Annotated in this window: 15 protein-coding genes and 1 tRNA gene; 11 read left to right on the top strand and 5 right to left on the bottom strand. The window is 62.7% G+C overall.

The annotated features are described in order from the left end of the window. The first annotated feature begins 521 nt into the window (after positions 1-521). Positions 522-830 (top strand): hypothetical protein, encoded by a 309-nt coding sequence (locus NKJ80_RS24360; protein WP_023670691.1) that lies wholly within the window; start codon positions 522-524, stop codon positions 828-830. 117 nt (positions 831-947) lie between these two features. Here the strand turns inward: NKJ80_RS24360 and NKJ80_RS24365 are convergent. Both NKJ80_RS24365 and NKJ80_RS24370 read right to left on the bottom strand, forming a co-directional pair. Continuing rightward, positions 948-1022 (bottom strand) — tRNA-Gln (locus tag NKJ80_RS24365). Between the two features lie 110 nt (positions 1023-1132). After that, the gene (locus tag NKJ80_RS24370) at positions 1133-1477 is read right to left on the bottom strand and encodes a VOC family protein (protein ID WP_023687172.1); all 345 of its coding nucleotides are present in this window, start codon (positions 1475-1477) and stop codon (positions 1133-1135) included. Positions 1478-1694: 217 nt separating this feature from the next. Between NKJ80_RS24370 and ppdK the strand changes: the two genes are divergently transcribed. The 3 genes from ppdK (at position 1695) to NKJ80_RS24385 (ending at position 6541) form a co-directional block, all read left to right on the top strand. Continuing rightward, the gene (ppdK, locus tag NKJ80_RS24375; RefSeq protein WP_023749717.1) at positions 1695-4400 is read left to right on the top strand and encodes a pyruvate, phosphate dikinase; all 2706 of its coding nucleotides are present in this window, start codon (positions 1695-1697) and stop codon (positions 4398-4400) included. A gap of 174 nt (positions 4401-4574) precedes the next feature. Beyond that, positions 4575-5675: a glycosyltransferase family 9 protein gene (locus NKJ80_RS24380; protein ID WP_023735565.1), complete on the top strand. Its 1101-nt coding sequence runs from the start codon at positions 4575-4577 to the stop codon at positions 5673-5675. 89 nt (positions 5676-5764) lie between these two features. Next, entirely contained in the window at positions 5765-6541 is a 777-nt protein-coding gene (locus NKJ80_RS24385; protein ID WP_050590348.1) for a polysaccharide deacetylase family protein, read from the top strand. Positions 6542-6706: 165 nt separating this feature from the next. On the opposite strand, the gene NKJ80_RS24390 is transcribed toward NKJ80_RS24385, so the two are convergent. Beyond that, on the bottom strand, positions 6707-7096 hold the full coding sequence (locus NKJ80_RS24390) for a DUF427 domain-containing protein (RefSeq protein WP_023698131.1): 390 nt from the start codon (positions 7094-7096) through the stop codon (positions 6707-6709). Positions 7097-7256: 160 nt separating this feature from the next. Beyond that, the gene (locus tag NKJ80_RS24395; RefSeq protein WP_352498455.1) at positions 7257-7616 is read right to left on the bottom strand and encodes a hypothetical protein; all 360 of its coding nucleotides are present in this window, start codon (positions 7614-7616) and stop codon (positions 7257-7259) included. A 298-nt stretch (positions 7617-7914) separates the two neighbouring features. Here NKJ80_RS24395 and NKJ80_RS24400 point away from each other — a divergent pair, with 298 nt between their 5' ends. Beyond that, complete coding sequence (locus tag NKJ80_RS24400) at positions 7915-9543, top strand: fatty-acid--CoA ligase (protein ID WP_023749714.1); 1629 nt, start codon at positions 7915-7917, stop codon at positions 9541-9543. Between the two features lie 122 nt (positions 9544-9665). Beyond that, positions 9666-10448 (top strand): DUF1499 domain-containing protein, encoded by a 783-nt coding sequence (locus NKJ80_RS24405; RefSeq protein WP_023684603.1) that lies wholly within the window; start codon positions 9666-9668, stop codon positions 10446-10448. A 4-nt stretch (positions 10449-10452) separates the two neighbouring features. Here NKJ80_RS24405 and NKJ80_RS24410 read toward each other — a convergent pair whose 3' ends face one another. Continuing rightward, positions 10453-11361, bottom strand: a complete 909-nt coding sequence (locus tag NKJ80_RS24410) for an MBL fold metallo-hydrolase (RefSeq protein ID WP_023752792.1) — start codon at positions 11359-11361, stop codon at positions 10453-10455. Between the two features lie 117 nt (positions 11362-11478). Here NKJ80_RS24410 and NKJ80_RS24415 point away from each other — a divergent pair, with 117 nt between their 5' ends. From NKJ80_RS24415 to rfbD, 5 genes are all read left to right on the top strand, one after another. Further along, positions 11479-12072: a biotin transporter BioY gene (locus NKJ80_RS24415; protein WP_023684601.1), complete on the top strand. Its 594-nt coding sequence runs from the start codon at positions 11479-11481 to the stop codon at positions 12070-12072. A gap of 273 nt (positions 12073-12345) precedes the next feature. Further along, positions 12346-13227: a glucose-1-phosphate thymidylyltransferase RfbA gene (gene rfbA, locus NKJ80_RS24420; RefSeq protein ID WP_023698135.1), complete on the top strand. Its 882-nt coding sequence runs from the start codon at positions 12346-12348 to the stop codon at positions 13225-13227. Position 13228: 1 nt separating this feature from the next. Beyond that, complete coding sequence (gene rfbC / locus NKJ80_RS24425; RefSeq protein ID WP_023687179.1) at positions 13229-13783, top strand: dTDP-4-dehydrorhamnose 3,5-epimerase; 555 nt, start codon at positions 13229-13231, stop codon at positions 13781-13783. 25 nt (positions 13784-13808) lie between these two features. Beyond that, the gene (gene rfbB / locus NKJ80_RS24430; RefSeq protein ID WP_023670704.1) at positions 13809-14903 is read left to right on the top strand and encodes a dTDP-glucose 4,6-dehydratase; all 1095 of its coding nucleotides are present in this window, start codon (positions 13809-13811) and stop codon (positions 14901-14903) included. Further along, positions 14900-15829: a dTDP-4-dehydrorhamnose reductase gene (gene rfbD, locus NKJ80_RS24435; RefSeq protein ID WP_352498443.1), complete on the top strand. Its 930-nt coding sequence runs from the start codon at positions 14900-14902 to the stop codon at positions 15827-15829. Before rfbB ends, rfbD begins: the two co-directional genes overlap by 4 nt. The last annotated feature ends 84 nt before the right edge of the window (positions 15830-15913 follow it).

Below are 15913 nucleotides of genomic sequence, written 5' to 3' on the forward strand. Positions count from 1 at the left end.
TTCCGTTCTTGACCTCATACCATCGGCTGACGACGACAAGGTCGCTGAGCTTGTCAGGCGAACAGAGCGCCTGGCAATCGCAGTGGTTATCGGAATCGCGGTTCTGCTGATCTTGGCGCCGGTGGTTTACCTTGCACTTTCTTACGGGATCTGAGACGGCCCGACCTATGGGATCTGAAATGGCCTGATTGGTCTCGTAAATCTCACAAATTGTGCCGATGGTCTTCCTCGCAAGACAAGTGTTTCCCGTCACAGATCAGGAGATCGAACGCGACGACATAGAAGGGTCCTGTGCAGCGCTGCTTTGTCGAGTGGCGTAACCCTGGTGGTCGGCTTGAAAGAGCGCCTTTGCCAGAAGTTGCCAACAGGAGCTGCTGTCGTAACTTCTTCTTTCGATACGCCGTGTTGCACGGGAGCAGCCGTCACTGATCGCGCCCGGGGACCGACGACGCTACTCGGAACCAAAGGGATGGGACGCGGTTATCCCCGCGAAGGGATAATTAGCAGGTGGAGATATTACAATGAAAACAATGATCGTGAGCGCCTTGGCGCTGTTCATTGCCATGCCGACGATAGCTCCGGCAGCCGAAGCTGACGTGGTCATCACGACCCACCATCGACATCATCACAGGAGCGTAAAGGTCATCAATGACCAGGGTCAACGCCTTCATCACCGCAGACACGGCACGGTTGCCTTCTACGACCACGGCCGCAGACATCATCGCCGGGATACGGTCATCGTGACCGGCTCGATCGAGCGCAGCCATCATCGCTATTATCGACATCATCGGCATCATCCCGTCGTCATCCAGGACGACAACGATTACTGATCCTCTCCGCACGGCCCCGGCTCTGTCAACGGAGTCGGGGTCGCGTGGGAGTCAGATAGCTCCTGACGGCAGCCATCGATAAGTTCGGTAAATCATTGATTCCAAAGGCATGTGATTTGGCTGGGGCGCCAGGATTCGAACCTGGGAATGTCGGTACCAAAAACCGATGCCTTACCACTTGGCGACGCCCCAGCAAGCGAGCTTTGCCCGTTGCGCGCGGCCTTATAAGACGAGCGGCACGAAAGCTCAATGCCGAGTTGGCCACTGTGCAAAACTGATCCACCGCTTCGCGCGGGGAAGCGCTATTCGCCCCAGACCGCCAACTCGTTGCCGGCGGGATCGGTGAAATGGAACCGCCTGCCGCCCGGGAACGAGAATATCGGCTTGACGATCGTGCCGCCGGCGCTTTCGACAACGTCGAGGGTTGCTTCCAGATCCTGCGAATAGAGCACCGGCAATGGTTTCGCCGGAGCCTCGCCTGCATCGGCCTGGAAGCCGCCATCGAGCCCTTCGCCGAAGGCTGAATAGGTCGGCCCGTAATCGGTGAACGACCACGAGAAGGCGGCGCTGTAGAAAGCCTTGACGCTGTCCAGCGTCGCGCCGGTCGCGGGCAGTTCGAGATAGTCGAGTTTTCCGTTGAGTTTCATCACGCTGCTCCCAACTTGTTCCCTATATGTTCTATATCTTGGGCAGCGATACGGCAAGTCTTTTTGATGCGGCTTTCCTTAATCGATTGTAGTTGGCGCGCCTGGCCGGCCACGCCTTGCCTTTCGCACTGCAGCATAATAACGCTCGGGTCGGAGCGCGGGGGGAACCGGGTCTTGGCCCCGGGGTTCTAATCTTCCGAGAACTTGGAGGGCGAGCATGACCAAATGGGTCTACACCTTCGGCGATGGCGCCGCGGAAGGACGTGCGGGCGACCGCAACCTTCTCGGTGGCAAGGGCGCCAATCTGGCGGAGATGTGCAGTCTTGGCCTGCCCGTGCCGCCGGGCTTTACGCTCACCACCGAAGTCTGCAACGCCTATTACGCCAACGGCAACAGCTATCCGGCCGCGTTGCAGGCCGATGTCGTCAAGGCGCTGGAACATATCGGGCAACTGACCGGGCGCCGTTTCGGCGATCCGTCGAAGCTGCTTCTGGTCTCGGTCCGCTCCGGGGCCAGGGCCTCGATGCCGGGCATGATGGACACCGTGCTCAATCTCGGCCTCAATGACGAGACGGTCGAGGCGCTGGCAGCCGATTCCGGCGATGCCCGCTTTGCCTATGACAGCTACCGCCGCTTCATCCAGATGTATTCCGATGTCGTCATGGGTCTCGACCACGAAGTGTTCGAGGAAATCCTCGAGGACCAGAAGGCGAGCCTCGGCCACGAGCTCGACACCGAACTGACAGCGCAGGAATGGCAGAGCGTCATTGCCCTCTACAAGGCCAAGGTCGAGGAGGAGCTCGACAGGCCGTTTCCACAGGACCCGCACGAGCAGCTGTGGGGGGCGATCGGCGCGGTGTTTTCCAGCTGGATGAACAACCGCGCCATCACCTACCGGCGCCTGCACGACATCCCGGAAAGCTGGGGCACGGCGGTCAATGTCCAGGCCATGGTGTTCGGCAATATGGGCGAGACGTCGGCCACTGGCGTCGCCTTCACCCGCAATCCCTCGACCGGCGAAAAGATGCTCTATGGCGAGTTCCTGGTGAACGCGCAGGGCGAGGATGTCGTAGCCGGCATCCGCACGCCGCAGAACATCACCGAGGCGGCGCGCATTGCCGCCGGCTCGGACAAGCCGTCGCTGCAGAAACTGATGCCGGACGCGTTTCGCTCCTTCGTCGACATCTCCGACCGCCTGGAACAGCACTACCGCGATATGCAGGACCTCGAATTCACCATCGAGCGCGGCAAATTGTGGATGCTGCAGACGCGTTCCGGCAAACGCACCGCCAAGGCGGCGCTGAAGATCGCCGTCGAGATGGCGCGCGACAAGCTGATCACGACGGAGGAGGCGGTCGCCCGCATCGATCCGGCCTCGCTCGATCAGCTGTTGCATCCGACCATCGACCCCAAGGCCGCGCGCGATGTCATCGGCGTCGGCCTGCCGGCTTCTCCGGGCGCGGCGACCGGCGAGATTGTTTTCTCCTCGGGCGATGCCGAGGATCTGAAGACGCAAGGTCGCAAGGCAATCCTGGTGCGCATCGAAACCAGCCCCGAAGACATTCATGGGATGCATGCTTCGGAAGGCATCCTGACCACGCGCGGCGGCATGACCAGCCACGCCGCCGTGGTCGCGCGCGGCATGGGCAAGCCTTGCGTTTCGGGCGCCGGCTCGCTGCGTGTCGACTACAAGGCCGGCACGCTGATGTCGATGGGCCAGACCTTCCGCAAGGGCGACATCATCACCATCGATGGCAGCAACGGCCAGGTGCTGAAGGGCGCCGTGTCGATGCTGCAGCCGGAACTGTCGGGCGATTTCGCCGCCATCATGGAATGGGCCGATGCGGTGCGCCGCATGAAGGTGCGCACCAATGCCGAGACGCCGCTCGATGCGCGCATGGCGCGCTCCTTCGGCGCCGAAGGCATCGGCCTCTGCCGCACCGAGCACATGTTCTTCGACGGCGAGCGTATCGTCGCCATGCGCGAGATGATCCTGGCCGATACCGAGAAGGACCGCCGCACCGCGCTTGCCAAGCTGTTGCCGATGCAGCGCTCGGATTTCCTCGAACTGTTCGAGATCATGGCCGGCCTGCCGGTGACGATCCGGCTGCTCGATCCGCCGCTGCACGAATTCCTGCCCAAGACGGAAGCGGAGGTGGAGGAGGTCGCCGCCGCCATGAACGTCTCGCCCGACAAGCTCAGGCAGCGCACAGAAGCCCTGCACGAGTTCAACCCGATGCTCGGCCATCGCGGCTGCCGTCTCGCCGTCTCCTATCCCGAGATTGCCGAGATGCAGGCGCGCGCCATTTTCGAGGCAGCCGTCGAGGCCGGCAAGAAGGCCGGCGCGCTGGTCGTTCCCGAGATCATGGTGCCGCTGGTCGGCCTGGTGAAGGAGCTCGACTACGTCAAGGCGCGCATCGATGCGGTCGCCAAGGCTGTCATGGACGAGACCGGCGTCAAGATCGACTATCTCACCGGCACGATGATCGAGCTTCCGCGCGCGGCGATCCGCGCCCACGTCATCGCTGCTACGGCCGAGTTCTTCTCCTTCGGCACCAACGATCTCACCCAGACCACTTTCGGCATCTCGCGCGACGATGCGGCGTCCTTCCTCGAGACCTATCGGCAGAAAGGCATCATCGAGCAGGACCCGTTCGTCTCGCTCGACATCGAGGGCGTCGGCGAACTGGTGCGCATGGCTGCGCAAAAGGGCAGGGCGACACGGCCCGACATCAAGCTCGGCATATGCGGTGAACATGGCGGCGATCCCGCCTCGATCCGCTTCTGCGAAGAGGTCGGCCTCGACTATGTCTCGTGCTCTCCCTACCGCGTGCCGATCGCAAGATTGGCCGCAGCCCAAGCCGCAGTGCAGATTGCCAAAACAGCAGTGCCGCGCCCCAAAAAGAGCGCCGCGGCATCCTGATTTCGACACAGTCCTTTCGGTATCGATGAAGCGGCCACCCCTGGGTGGCCGTTTGGCGCTAAGCTTACGATTTTGTAAGCAAATTCACGCTGATGTGCGCGCCCCAACACGCAATCCCGACATCGTTTCTTCCCAATTTCACGGCCCCCCAACCCGCCCGGTGCCGAGAAAAAGATGTTACAGATTTCGCCCAGACCCTTCCGCTCGATCCTGATTATCCAGACCAAGTTCATCGGCGATATTGTTCTGTCCTCCACGCTCGCCAAGAACCTGCAGCTCGAATATCCCGGTGTCAGGATCGTCTTTCTCTGCGAGGCGCGCCTCGCCAGTTTCGTCACCGCGCACGGCATCGCCGCCGAGGTCGTCAGCTTCCGCCGCGCCGCCATGCGCGGCACCCCGCTGGAGCGTGGGCGCGAGCTCTATTCTATGATCAGCAAGCTGCGCCAATTCCGTTTCGACCTGACCATCGACCTCACCGATTCAAAGACATCGCGGCTCATCGTCAGGTTCCTCAACGCCAGCACCCGCATCGGCTACAATCCTCCGGAAAGGCCGCTGCGCTGGCATGAGCGCCAGCCCGCCAATGTCTTTGCCGAGCCGTTCGGTTTTGGCGAACGTCACTATCTCTACCGCTACCTTTCGCCGCTCGAGCCGCTCGGCGTCGGCCTGCGCGTGCGGGTGCCGTCGATTCGGCCATTGCCGATGGAGACGGCGAGGGCCCAGGCATTGCTGGACAAACACCATTTGCGGCCAAACGGCTTTATCGCGGTGCATGCCGGCGCAAGTTTTCACGGCCGGCGCTGGCCGCATGAACGCTTTGCCGCCGTGATCGACACGATTTCGCGCGAAACCGGACTGGATTTCGTACTCGTCGGCGGCCCTGACGAGCGCAAGCCGGCCGAGCAGATCCTCGCCAGTGCCGCGTCGATCGTCAACCTCGTCGGCGCGCTGTCGCTGGAAACGCTGCTGGCGGTGTTGCAGCAGGCGCGGCTGTTTGTCGGCAATGAGAGCGGCCCCATGCACATGGCAGCAGCGGCCGGAACGCCGGTTGTCGGCCTGTTCGGCCTGACCAGCCCGGCCGTCTGGGGACCGGTCGGCGTGCCCAGCCTCGCCTTGCAGCCATCCATGCCGTGCAATTGCGTGGCGGGCAGCCTGTGCAATCCGCTCGATCCCAGCAAGGCCTGCTGCGTCTGGCGCCTTGAGGTCGAACCGGTCGTCGCGGCCGTGCGCGAAGTCCTCTCACGGACGCATGTGGAACTGGAACACGCCGTCTGACGGTGCGCGGCGGTCACATTGTCGGGATATCAGCTTTCTCACGGCCACTATCCCAATTTCCGCCTTGTTGCGGGTCCTGGGATGCGGCTATGACAGCGCCGATTCTCAGACAAGACAGGCATCCCTTGCAAAAGCTGTTTTGCGCCTTGGCGCTATCTATCCTGGCCGTGTCCTCGGCCCAGGCCGCGCCGCTTGTCGAGCCGACGCTGCATCTGAAGGCTGAGGATGGTGGCAGTGGCAATGTCGGCCGCGTCGCGCTTACGCTCGACGCCTGCGGCGGCCAGACCGATACGAGGATCCTGTCGGCGCTGGTGGAGAACCGGATTCCGGCGACGATCTTCGTCACCGGCATCTGGCTGAAGCGCAACGCCGCCGTCGTCGAGATCATGCGCGCGCATCCGGACCTGTTCGAACTGGAAAACCATGGCGGCCATCACATCCCGGCCGTCGACACGCCGCGCAAGATCTATGGCATCCGCAGCGCCGGCAGCCCGGAAGCGGTGCGGGCCGAAGTCGAATCGGGCGCCGCCGCTCTCGCTGGCACCGGCGAGCCGGCGCCGAAATGGTTTCGCGGCGCGACCGCCGAATACAGTCCGTCGGCCATCGCCATGATCCGCAGGCTCGGCTTCAAGATCGCCGGCTTTTCGATCAACGGCGATGGCGGCTCGTTGCTTGGTGCAAAAGAAACCGCCCGGCGCATCGCCGCCGCCAAGGATGGCGATGTCATCATCGCCCACATCAACCAGCCGACCCACGCCGCCGGCGAGGGCGTCGTGCAAGGTCTGCTCGCGCTGAAGGCCAAGGGGCTGATGTTCGTGCGGCTGGATGACGCCGACGGTGTCGGCAACGACGGGACGACTGATTAGGATTGGGCGGCGGCAGGCAGTTTCATCGCCTTTGGACTAACGTCGCCGACGTTTGAGATTAGCCGAGGCCTCCAAACGTCGTCATCCCAGGATGAAACAGGAGCGAAGCTCCGTCGCGAAGACCCTGGGATGAAGAAGCGAGCAACGGCGGCTTGAGTCGCTTGCTCAGGCCGGTGCTGCTTCGATAGTGACCCTGTTGGGATAAAACGCGCCGTGGTCGCGAATCTCAGCCATTTCGTCGAAGGGCTGCTCATAGCCCCACATCGCGTCCTTGCCGGTCTCACCGGCCGGCAGCACGCTCCAGTAGCTGGCGTCGCCCTTGTAGGGGCAGTGGGTCGACAGGGTGGTTTTGCCGAGCTGGGTGAAGTCGATGTCTTCGAAGGGGATGTAGAATGCCTGGGGGTAGGGCGGTTCGGACAGAAGCTTCGCCCGCGTCGATGAGGCGATCACCGTATCGCCGGCACGCACGACCACGGTACCGCGATAGGGTTCGACGGTGATGACCTTGCCGGGATTGCTCTGAAAGCCGGGGGCGGGGTTGGCGATCTGGTCCATGCGGGGTTCTCCTTCTTCGATTGGGAGCACAGTCCGATTGAGAGCGTGCGGGATTGCTTCCCATATCTCTAAAATGTGTCTGGAGAACCCGTTGCGCAAGCCTTTGCCAGTAGGCCAGAGCTGGCCTTCCGATCACTAAAAACGATCCCGCGTGGAATGCTCAGGCTGCGGACTTGAACACGTCCATGAGGCCGGCATAGGCCGCGGCAATACCGGCTACCGGGTTGGTGCTTCTTGACGTCGTCTCGACCTTCAGTGGGCCGCCGCCTGTCGGCAAGGTGAGCAGCAGGAACTGGCGATTGCCGCCGTCGCCGATCGATGCGGCGGCGACATGCTGGCCTTCGCCTTCGTTCTGGACGCACATTTTGAACAGCAGCGTGCCGCCGACCGCCTCAAGGGCGCCGCCGACCACCTCGACAAATTCGTCTTCGGAGACCTTTTTGGCCTCCGGCACGAGATCGGCCAGACTTGCGGCAAGCGTGTCTTCAAGCTCTTTGTCGTCGAGTTGAATATCGTCCAACTGCACGTCTTGGGCCTCGCTGTCATCCAGCTGCCTGTCGTCGATCTGCCTGTAATCGATCTGCTTGCTGTCGATCTGCGTGTCCATGCGAACCTCTTTCAGTCGCCAATCCGCACCCCTACCCCGTTAACGAACCTTAACGTCGACGATGGCCGGATTGTGGCGGTTTTCTCCGCCTTTCGATCACTGCTTGCTTCAGCCGTTAACGGTTGGAGACGTGACGACTGGACAATCCGTCCGTTCGTCCCACAATGGAACAAAAGACGGGAAAAACGAGGAACCAAATGGGAGGAACCAGATGCTCGGACTGATGCAGGAATGGCCGCTGCTCTGCCACAAGCTGATCGACAATGCCGAGCGGCAGCACGGGACGCGCGAGATCGTCTCGCGCTCGATCGAAGGTCCTGTCGTTCGCACCACCTATACTGAAATTCATCGCCGCGCGCTCAAGGTCGCTCAACGGTTGGAGCGCGATGGCTTTGTGCTCGGCGACCGCATCGCGACCCTGGCCTGGAACACGGCGCGCCACATAGAGGCCTGGTACGGCATAATGGGCATCGGCGCCATCTACCATACGCTCAACCCGCGTTTGTTCCCCGAGCAGATCGTCTGGATCATGAACAATGCGCGGGATAGAGGGATCTTCGTCGACCTGACCTTCATGCCGCTGCTGGAAAAGATCGCCGGCGCGGTCAAATCGCTGAAAAAGGTGATCGTCCTGACCGACAAGGCGCATCTGCCTGAAACGACGCTGCCGAATGTGGTTGCCTATGAGGAATGGCTGAACGAGGCCGATGGCGACTTCGCCTGGAAGGTTTTCGGCGAAAACACCGCAGCCGGCATGTGCTACACCTCCGGGACGACGGGCGATCCCAAAGGCGTGCTCTACAGCCACCGCTCGAATGTGCTGCATGCCATGATCGCCGCCATGCCCGACGCCATGGGCCTCTCCGCGCGAGACACGATCCTCCCCGTTGTGCCGATGTTCCATGCCAATGCCTGGGGCCTTGGCCAGAGCGCCCCGATGATCGGCGCCAAGCTGGTCATGCCCGGTTGCAAGATGGACGGCGCCTCGATCTACGAACTGCTCGACACCGAGAAGGTGACCTTCAGCGCCGCCGTGCCGACCGTCTGGATGATGCTGCTGCAGCATCTGGAAGACACCGGCAAGAAGCTTCCCTATCTCAGCAAAGTCGTCATCGGCGGCTCGTCCTGCCCGCGCGCCATCATCAGGAAATTCCAGGACAATTACGGTGTCGAAGTCATCCATGCCTGGGGCATGACCGAAATGTCACCGCTCGGCACGCTGTGCACCATGAAGCCGCAGTATCAAGCGCTCGAGGGCGAGGACCGGCTCGATATCCAGGGCAAGCAGGGCTACCCGCCCTTCGGGGTCGAGATGAAGGTGACGGATGACGACGACAAGGAACTGCCTTGGGACGGCAAGACCTTCGGCCGGCTGAAGGTGCGCGGTCCAGCCGTCGCCAGCGCCTATTATGGCGGCGTCGGAGCCGAGCAGTTCGACAAGGACGGCTGGTTCGACACTGGCGATGTCGCCCATATCGATTCCGGCGGCTACATGCAGATCACCGATCGCGCCAAGGACGTCATCAAGTCGGGCGGCGAGTGGATATCGACCATCGACCTGGAGAACCTCGCCGTCGGCCATCCCGATGTCGCCGAGGCCGCGGCGATCGGCGTCCATCATTCGAAATGGGGCGAGCGGCCCTTGCTGGTCGTGGTCGCCAAGCCCGGCAAGGAGCCGAGCAAGGCCGATATACTGGCGTTCATGGACGGCAAGGTGCCGAAATGGTGGATACCCGACGACGTCGCTTTCATCAGCGAAATCCCGCACACCGCCACCGGCAAGATCCAGAAGATCACCTTGCGCAAGCAGTTCAGCGACTACCGCCTGCCGACGGATTGACCGGGACCGTGCGTTTCCTTGACCTTCAAGCTACCGGCCGCAAAAACGTTAGGGCAGGGGATGTTCAATTTGAGCATCCTTTGCTCTAAGCGTCTGTGCGGGTTGGGGCGGTGCTGAAGACAATGGAAATTGACGAGCGGCAGACATCGAAGGCGGCCGGCTGGTCGCGGCGCACGGGCGCTTTTGCCCTGGTCCTGCTGCTCACCGTGCTGGCCGGCCATCATTTCGAACTGGTGGAAACGCCGGCCTTCCTGTGGGTGCTGGCGATCGTCGCCCTGCTTGCCGCATTCGCTTTGCTGTTTGCCGGTCTCGCTCTGTCCAGGCTGTGGCATTTCGGTGACCGTGGCGGCCGCGACCTCTCGGTCGGCGCCCTGCTGGCGCTGCTGGTGCTGACGCCCTACGGCTTTGCCACCTATTTGGCGGCGACCACGCCGCCCCTGAGGGACATCACGACGGACCTCGACAATCCGCCAGTGCTCGACACCAGCGACCGCACCAAGGACATGAACGTGCTCGCGCTGCCAACGCCGGGCGAAGCGCGCCTGCAGGCCGACGCCTATCCGCTGGTCACCGGGCATAGCTACAATCTGCCTTTCGAAACCGTCGTCGACGCCGTTGAAACCGTGCTCGACCGCCGCGATTGGCAACTTACCGCGCCATACCCAGTGACCGACGGTCAAGACGAGGTGACGATATCGGCCGTGGCCCGGAGCTTCGTCGTCGGCCTGCCCGCCGACGTCGCCATCCGGGTCAGCAATGATGGCGACACCATCGTCGTCGACATGCGCTCGGCCTCCCGCTACGGCCGCTACGATCTCGGCGACAATGCCGCGCGCATCGTCGGGTTCCTCGCCGAACTCGACCAGGAGGTTGCGGGCCAGGTGGGTGCGGCTCCGGCCGAGTAGTTCTCTACCCCACCGGCACAAAGACGCCGTCGATGGCCGGGTCACCCTGGGTGGCAATCAGGCCGCGCGCCACCAGGTCTTCGAGATGGGCAAGCACCGACAGACCGGCAGCGCCATGCAGGCGTGGGTCGGTGTCCCGGTAGATCGCCTTGACCATGTCCGGGATCGTCCGGTCGCCGTCGCGGATCCGCTCGAGGATCGCCCGTTCGCGCATCTTGCGATGGGTCTTGAGCCCGCGCATGAAGCTGAGCGGCGCGGTCACCGGGCCGCCGTGGCCGGGCAGCAGCAGGCGGTCGTCGCGCGCGATCAGCCTGTCGAGCGAGGCCATGTAGTCGGCCATCGCTCCGTCCGGCGGCGCCACGATCGATGTCGCCCACGCCATCACATGATCGGCTGAAAACAGGATGCCGGTGCCTTCGAGCGCAAATGCCGCGTGATTGGCGGTGTGGCCCGGCGTCAGCACCGTCCGGATCGTCCAGCCATCGCCCTCGACCAGCGTATCGTCGGGCAAAGTGACATCCGGCACGAAACCGGTGTCGGCGCTGGCGTCGAGCGGATTGATCTCGGCGATCCGCAGCGGCCTTGCCGGGCGGTGCGGGCCTTCGGCCAGCACGGCGGCACCGGTGCGCGCTTTCAGCCGGGCGGCCAGGGGAGAATGGTCGCGATGCGTGTGACTGACGAAAACATGGCTCACCGGCCGGTTTGCGATCACCTTCAGCAACGTCTGGAAATGCGCTTCATCATCCGGACCCGGGTCGATCACCGCCAGTGTGTCGCGGCCGATAATGTAGCTGTTTGTGCCGTGAAAGGTGAATGGGCTGGGGTTTTTGGCGGTGACGCGCAAGACCTCGGGCGCGACGGTGACGCCCTGGCCATAGGCGGGATCGAAGCTGGTGTCGAATTTGAGCGCCATGGCGGTGTCGTTGAATCTCTGTTCAGGAAGACGGCAAAACTGATTGCCGCATAACACGGAAGCCAATATAGAAAAACGCAAGGCCGCGATCTGCGGCAATCCGGATTGGGGAAGACCATGGCACTTGCAACGACGATGCGCCCGCTTGTTTCTCTCGCTTTGCCCCAGGAGGGCGCGCAGCGCCTGGCAACCCAGCTTTTGCTGGCGATCGCCGGAACGCTGCTTTTGACCCTGTCGGCCAAGACGAAAGTCGTGCTCGGGCCGGTCGACATCTCGATGCAGACGCTGGCCGTCCTGCTGATCGCCACCGCATTTGGCCTGCGGCTTGGCGTCGCTACCCTGCTTCTCTACATGGCCGAAGGCGCCATGGGCTTCCCGGTCTTCCAGAGCACGCCTGAAAAGGGCATCGGCATCGCCTACATGATCGGCGGCACCGGCGGTTATCTCGCCGGCTTCGTCGTCATGGCGGCCATTGTCGGCTGGGCCGCCGACCGCGGCTGGGACCGCCACCCGATCAAGTTGTTCAACGCCATGCTGGTCGCCGAAATCGTCATGATGGCCATGGGCTTTGCCTGGCTGGCCACCCTCATCGGCGCGGAAAAGGCGTGGCAGTTCGGCGTTTTGCCGTTCGTCCTCGGCGACCTGATCAAGGTTGCGCTCGCCGCCAGCCTGGTGCCGGCGGTATGGTCGCTGCTGCCCAAGCAGCCCTGAAACCGGACAAATGAATGAGCCGGCGGGCCCAGGGCCGGCCGGCTTTTTGTTGTCACGCGTCCGCCAGCCGATGGCGGGACGCCGGTTTGCCAAATCGCCGCATCTATTGCAGCGTCAGCTTGTGCCTGGTCGGTCAAATCGCCGCGAGGCGGCAGATGCAGAGCAATTCTGGCGCCGATCCACGGCCGAGATTGAATTGACAAGCCATTGCGCGAAACCTAAGCACGGGCAACTTGATTTCGAGGCGGGGGCCGGCAATTCAAGGAGAGCTTGTTGAAGGGAATAATCCTTGCAGGAGGCAGCGGGACGCGTCTGTATCCCCTTACATTAGCGATCTCTAAACAGATTCTGCCGATATACGACAAGCCGATGATTTTTTATCCGCTGAGCGTCTTGATGCTCGCCGGTATCCGCCAGATTTTGATCATTTCGACACCTCGCGACTTGCCGGTGTTTCGGGAGTTGCTGGGCGACGGTTCGGAATTCGGGGTCGAATTCTCCTATGCCGAGCAGGCGCAGCCCAACGGGCTTGCCGAGGCCTTCATCATCGGCCGCGACTTCATCGGCAAGGATAATGTGTCGATGATTCTCGGCGACAACATCTATTTCGGCGAGGGCCTGTCGCAGCTCTGCCGCACTGCTGCGCAGCGCCAAAGCGGCGCGTCGGTGTTCGCCTACCATGTCGAGGACCCGCAGCGCTACGGCGTGGTGTCGTTCGACAAGCTCAGCGGCACGGCTTTGACGATCGAGGAGAAGCCGCGGGAGCCGAAGTCCAACTGGGCGGTCACCGGCCTCTATTTCTACGACAATGAGGTCGTCGACATCGCGTCGACGATCAAGCCCTCGGCGCGTGGCGAACTCGAGATCACGGCGGTCAACAACGTCTATCTCGAGCGCGGGAAATTGCACGTGCATCAGCTCGGCCGCGGCTATGCCTGGCTCGACACCGGCACGCATGACAGCCTGCATGAAGCCTCTTCCTTCGTGCGCACGATCGAGCACCGCCAGGGGATCAAAGTCGCCTGTCCTGAAGAAATCGCTTTCGAGCAGGGCTGGCTGACCGCCGACAAGGTGCTTGAGCGCGCCACGCGCCTGGGCAAGAACGAATACGCCGCCTATCTGCGCCGGCGTGTCACCGAGCTGACGGAGACATAGGGTGCTGGAAGTCAGGCAGCTCGGTTTGGACGGCGTGCTGGAAATCGTGCCGAAGCGGCACGGCGATGCGCGCGGTTATTTCATCGAAACCTGGAATGCCGAGGCCTTTGCTGAGGCCGGCATCGATCTGCGTTTCGTCCAGGACAATCATTCCTATTCGGCTGCCGCAGGTGTCGTGCGGGGGCTTCACTATCAACTGCCTCCACGCGCGCAGGACAAGTTGCTGCGTGTGATCCGAGGCAAGATTCTCGACGTGGCGGTCGACATCCGCCGCAGCTCGAAAACCTTCGGCAAATGGGTCGCGCTCGAAATATCGGCCGAGAGAGGCAACCAGATCCTCGTGCCGAAGGGTTTCGCGCACGGTTTCGTCACGCTCGTGCCGGACACCGAGGTTCTGTATAAGGTCACCGACACCTATTCGCCGGCGCATGATCGATCGATCCGTTTCGACGATCCTGATATCGGCATCGATTGGCCGTCGCCGGCCGGCGCCTTCGAGCTCTCGGCCAAGGACCTCAAGGCGTCGGCGCTTGCTGAGGCCGAGGTGTTCGCATGACGCGCGACGATGTGAGGAGAGCGCCATGAATTTTCTGGTGACAGGCGGTGCCGGCTTCATCGGCTCGGCGGTGTGCCGGCATTTGTGCGCCAATCCCGCCTACCATGTGACCAATCTCGACAAGCTCACCTATGCCGGCAATCTGGCCTCGCTGCGCACCATCGAGAATGCACACAACTACAAATTTGCGCAGGCCGACATCTGTGACGAGCGGGCGGTTCTCGACATCCTCCACCGCGACGAGATCGACGTCGTCATGAACCTCGCCGCCGAAAGCCATGTCGACCGCTCGATCGACGGACCCGGCGCCTTCATCGAGACCAACATCGTCGGCACCTACCGGGTGCTGAATTCGGCGCTCGAATATTGGCGCGGCCTTGACGAGGACAGGAAGGCGCGCTTCCGCTTCCACCATGTCTCGACCGACGAGGTGTTCGGCGATCTGCCCTTCGATGGCGGCATGTTCGTGGAGGAGACGCCTTACGCGCCATCCTCGCCCTATTCCGCCTCCAAGGCCGCATCCGACCATCTGGTGCGGGCCTGGCACGAGACGTACGGCCTGCCGGTCGTGCTCTCCAACTGTTCGAACAATTACGGGCCTTATCACTTCCCCGAAAAGCTGATCCCGCTGGTCATCCTCAACGCGCTCGACGAAAAGCCGCTGCCGGTCTACGGCGCTGGCGCCAATGTGCGCGACTGGCTGTTCGTAGAGGATCACGCCCGTGCTCTGGAACTGGTCGCCACAAAGGGCCAGCCCGGCGAAAGTTACAATGTCGGCGGCAATTCCGAGCGTACCAACCTTGGCGTCGTCGAGACGATCTGCGGCCTGCTCGACATCAGGCGTCCGCGCAGCGGCGGCAGGAGCTACCGCGATTTGATCAGCTTCGTGACCGATCGGCCCGGCCACGACCGCCGCTATGCAATCGATGCCTCCAAGATCGGCCGGGATCTCGGTTGGGCGCCGGCGGAGAGTTTCGACAGCGGGCTTGCAAGGACCGTCGACTGGTTCCTCGACAACAAATGGTGGTGGGGACCGATCCGCGAGCAGCGCTACGCCGGCGAGCGGCTGGGGCAAGTCCGGTCGCGCGGCCAGGTTGAAGGCAGGAAGGGCGCGGCGTGAGGCTGGTTGTCACCGGACGCGACGGTCAGGTCGCTGCCAGCCTGCTGGAGGCCGGGCAGAGGCGCGATGGCATCGAGGTCGTCACCCTCGGCCGCCCAGTGCTCGATCTGGCGCGGCCCGATACGGTGTTCGACGCACTCGCGGCAGCGCGGCCGGATATCGTGGTGTCGGCTGCCGCCTACACCGCCGTCGACCAGGCCGAGGACGAGCCCGATCTTGCCTTCGCTGTGAACGCCGTCGGCGCCGGCAAGGTCGCCGAGGCGGCCGCGAAGCTTGGCGTGCCCGTAATCCATCTGTCGACCGACTACGTCTTCGATGGCACCAAGGACGGCGCCTATGTCGAGACCGACGCCACCGCACCGCTCGGCGTCTACGGCGCCTCCAAGCTTGCCGGCGAGCTGGCCGTGGCCGCCGTCAATCCGCGCCATCTGATCCTGCGCACCGCCTGGGTCTACAGCCCGTTCGGCAAGAATTTCGTGAAAACCATGCTGCGGCTGGCCGGCGACCGCGACGAGATCGCCGTGGTCGCCGACCAATGGGGAAATCCGACATCCGCACTTGATATTGCCGACGCGATCCTGCATGCGGCGGCGGTGTTGCGCGGCGACGACAGCTTCGACGGCTATGGGATCTACCATCTCGCCGGAGCCGGAGACGTCAACTGGAGCGGCTTTGCACGCCACATTCTGGAGGCAAGCCTGTCACATGGCGGGCCGTATGCTGCGGTACGGGATATTACGGCGCGCGACTACCCGACCAAAGCGCGTCGCCCGGCTAATTCGCGTCTTTCGACGCAAAAATTCACAGCCGCATTCGGATCGGAGGCACAGGGGTGGCAGCAATCGACAGGGCTTGTGGTGCGCCGCATCTTGCAAGCCCCGCCGGCAGCATGGAAAGACGTAGCGATTGTGTCTGTTAAGCGATGAAACAGCTTGTCGCTATCTTTATGTCGGCCGAGTCGCCATATCGCGGCGCCTTCATGCCTGTCGAGGAAATTACCAAGCCTGAGC

It is taken from the genome of Mesorhizobium sp. M0030, assembly GCF_040323695.1.
Classification (GTDB): domain Bacteria; phylum Pseudomonadota; class Alphaproteobacteria; order Rhizobiales; family Rhizobiaceae; genus Mesorhizobium.

Excerpts from the sequence above, each read along its gene's own strand:
- NKJ80_RS24360 (WP_023670691.1), top strand. The coding sequence starts at position 522 with ATGAAAACAATGATCGTGAGCGCCTTGGCGCTGTTCATTGCCATGCCG.
- NKJ80_RS24370 (WP_023687172.1), bottom strand. The coding sequence starts at position 1,477 with ATGAAACTCAACGGAAAACTCGACTATCTCGAACTGCCCGCGACCGGC.
- ppdK (WP_023749717.1), top strand. The coding sequence starts at position 1,695 with ATGACCAAATGGGTCTACACCTTCGGCGATGGCGCCGCGGAAGGACGT.
- NKJ80_RS24380 (WP_023735565.1), top strand. The coding sequence starts at position 4,575 with ATGTTACAGATTTCGCCCAGACCCTTCCGCTCGATCCTGATTATCCAG.
- NKJ80_RS24385 (WP_050590348.1), top strand. The coding sequence starts at position 5,765 with ATGACAGCGCCGATTCTCAGACAAGACAGGCATCCCTTGCAAAAGCTG.
- NKJ80_RS24390 (WP_023698131.1), bottom strand. The coding sequence starts at position 7,096 with ATGGACCAGATCGCCAACCCCGCCCCCGGCTTTCAGAGCAATCCCGGC.
- NKJ80_RS24400 (WP_023749714.1), top strand. The coding sequence starts at position 7,915 with ATGCTCGGACTGATGCAGGAATGGCCGCTGCTCTGCCACAAGCTGATC.
- NKJ80_RS24405 (WP_023684603.1), top strand. The coding sequence starts at position 9,666 with ATGGAAATTGACGAGCGGCAGACATCGAAGGCGGCCGGCTGGTCGCGG.
- NKJ80_RS24410 (WP_023752792.1), bottom strand. The coding sequence starts at position 11,361 with ATGGCGCTCAAATTCGACACCAGCTTCGATCCCGCCTATGGCCAGGGC.
- NKJ80_RS24415 (WP_023684601.1), top strand. The coding sequence starts at position 11,479 with ATGGCACTTGCAACGACGATGCGCCCGCTTGTTTCTCTCGCTTTGCCC.
- rfbB (WP_023670704.1), top strand. The coding sequence starts at position 13,809 with ATGAATTTTCTGGTGACAGGCGGTGCCGGCTTCATCGGCTCGGCGGTG.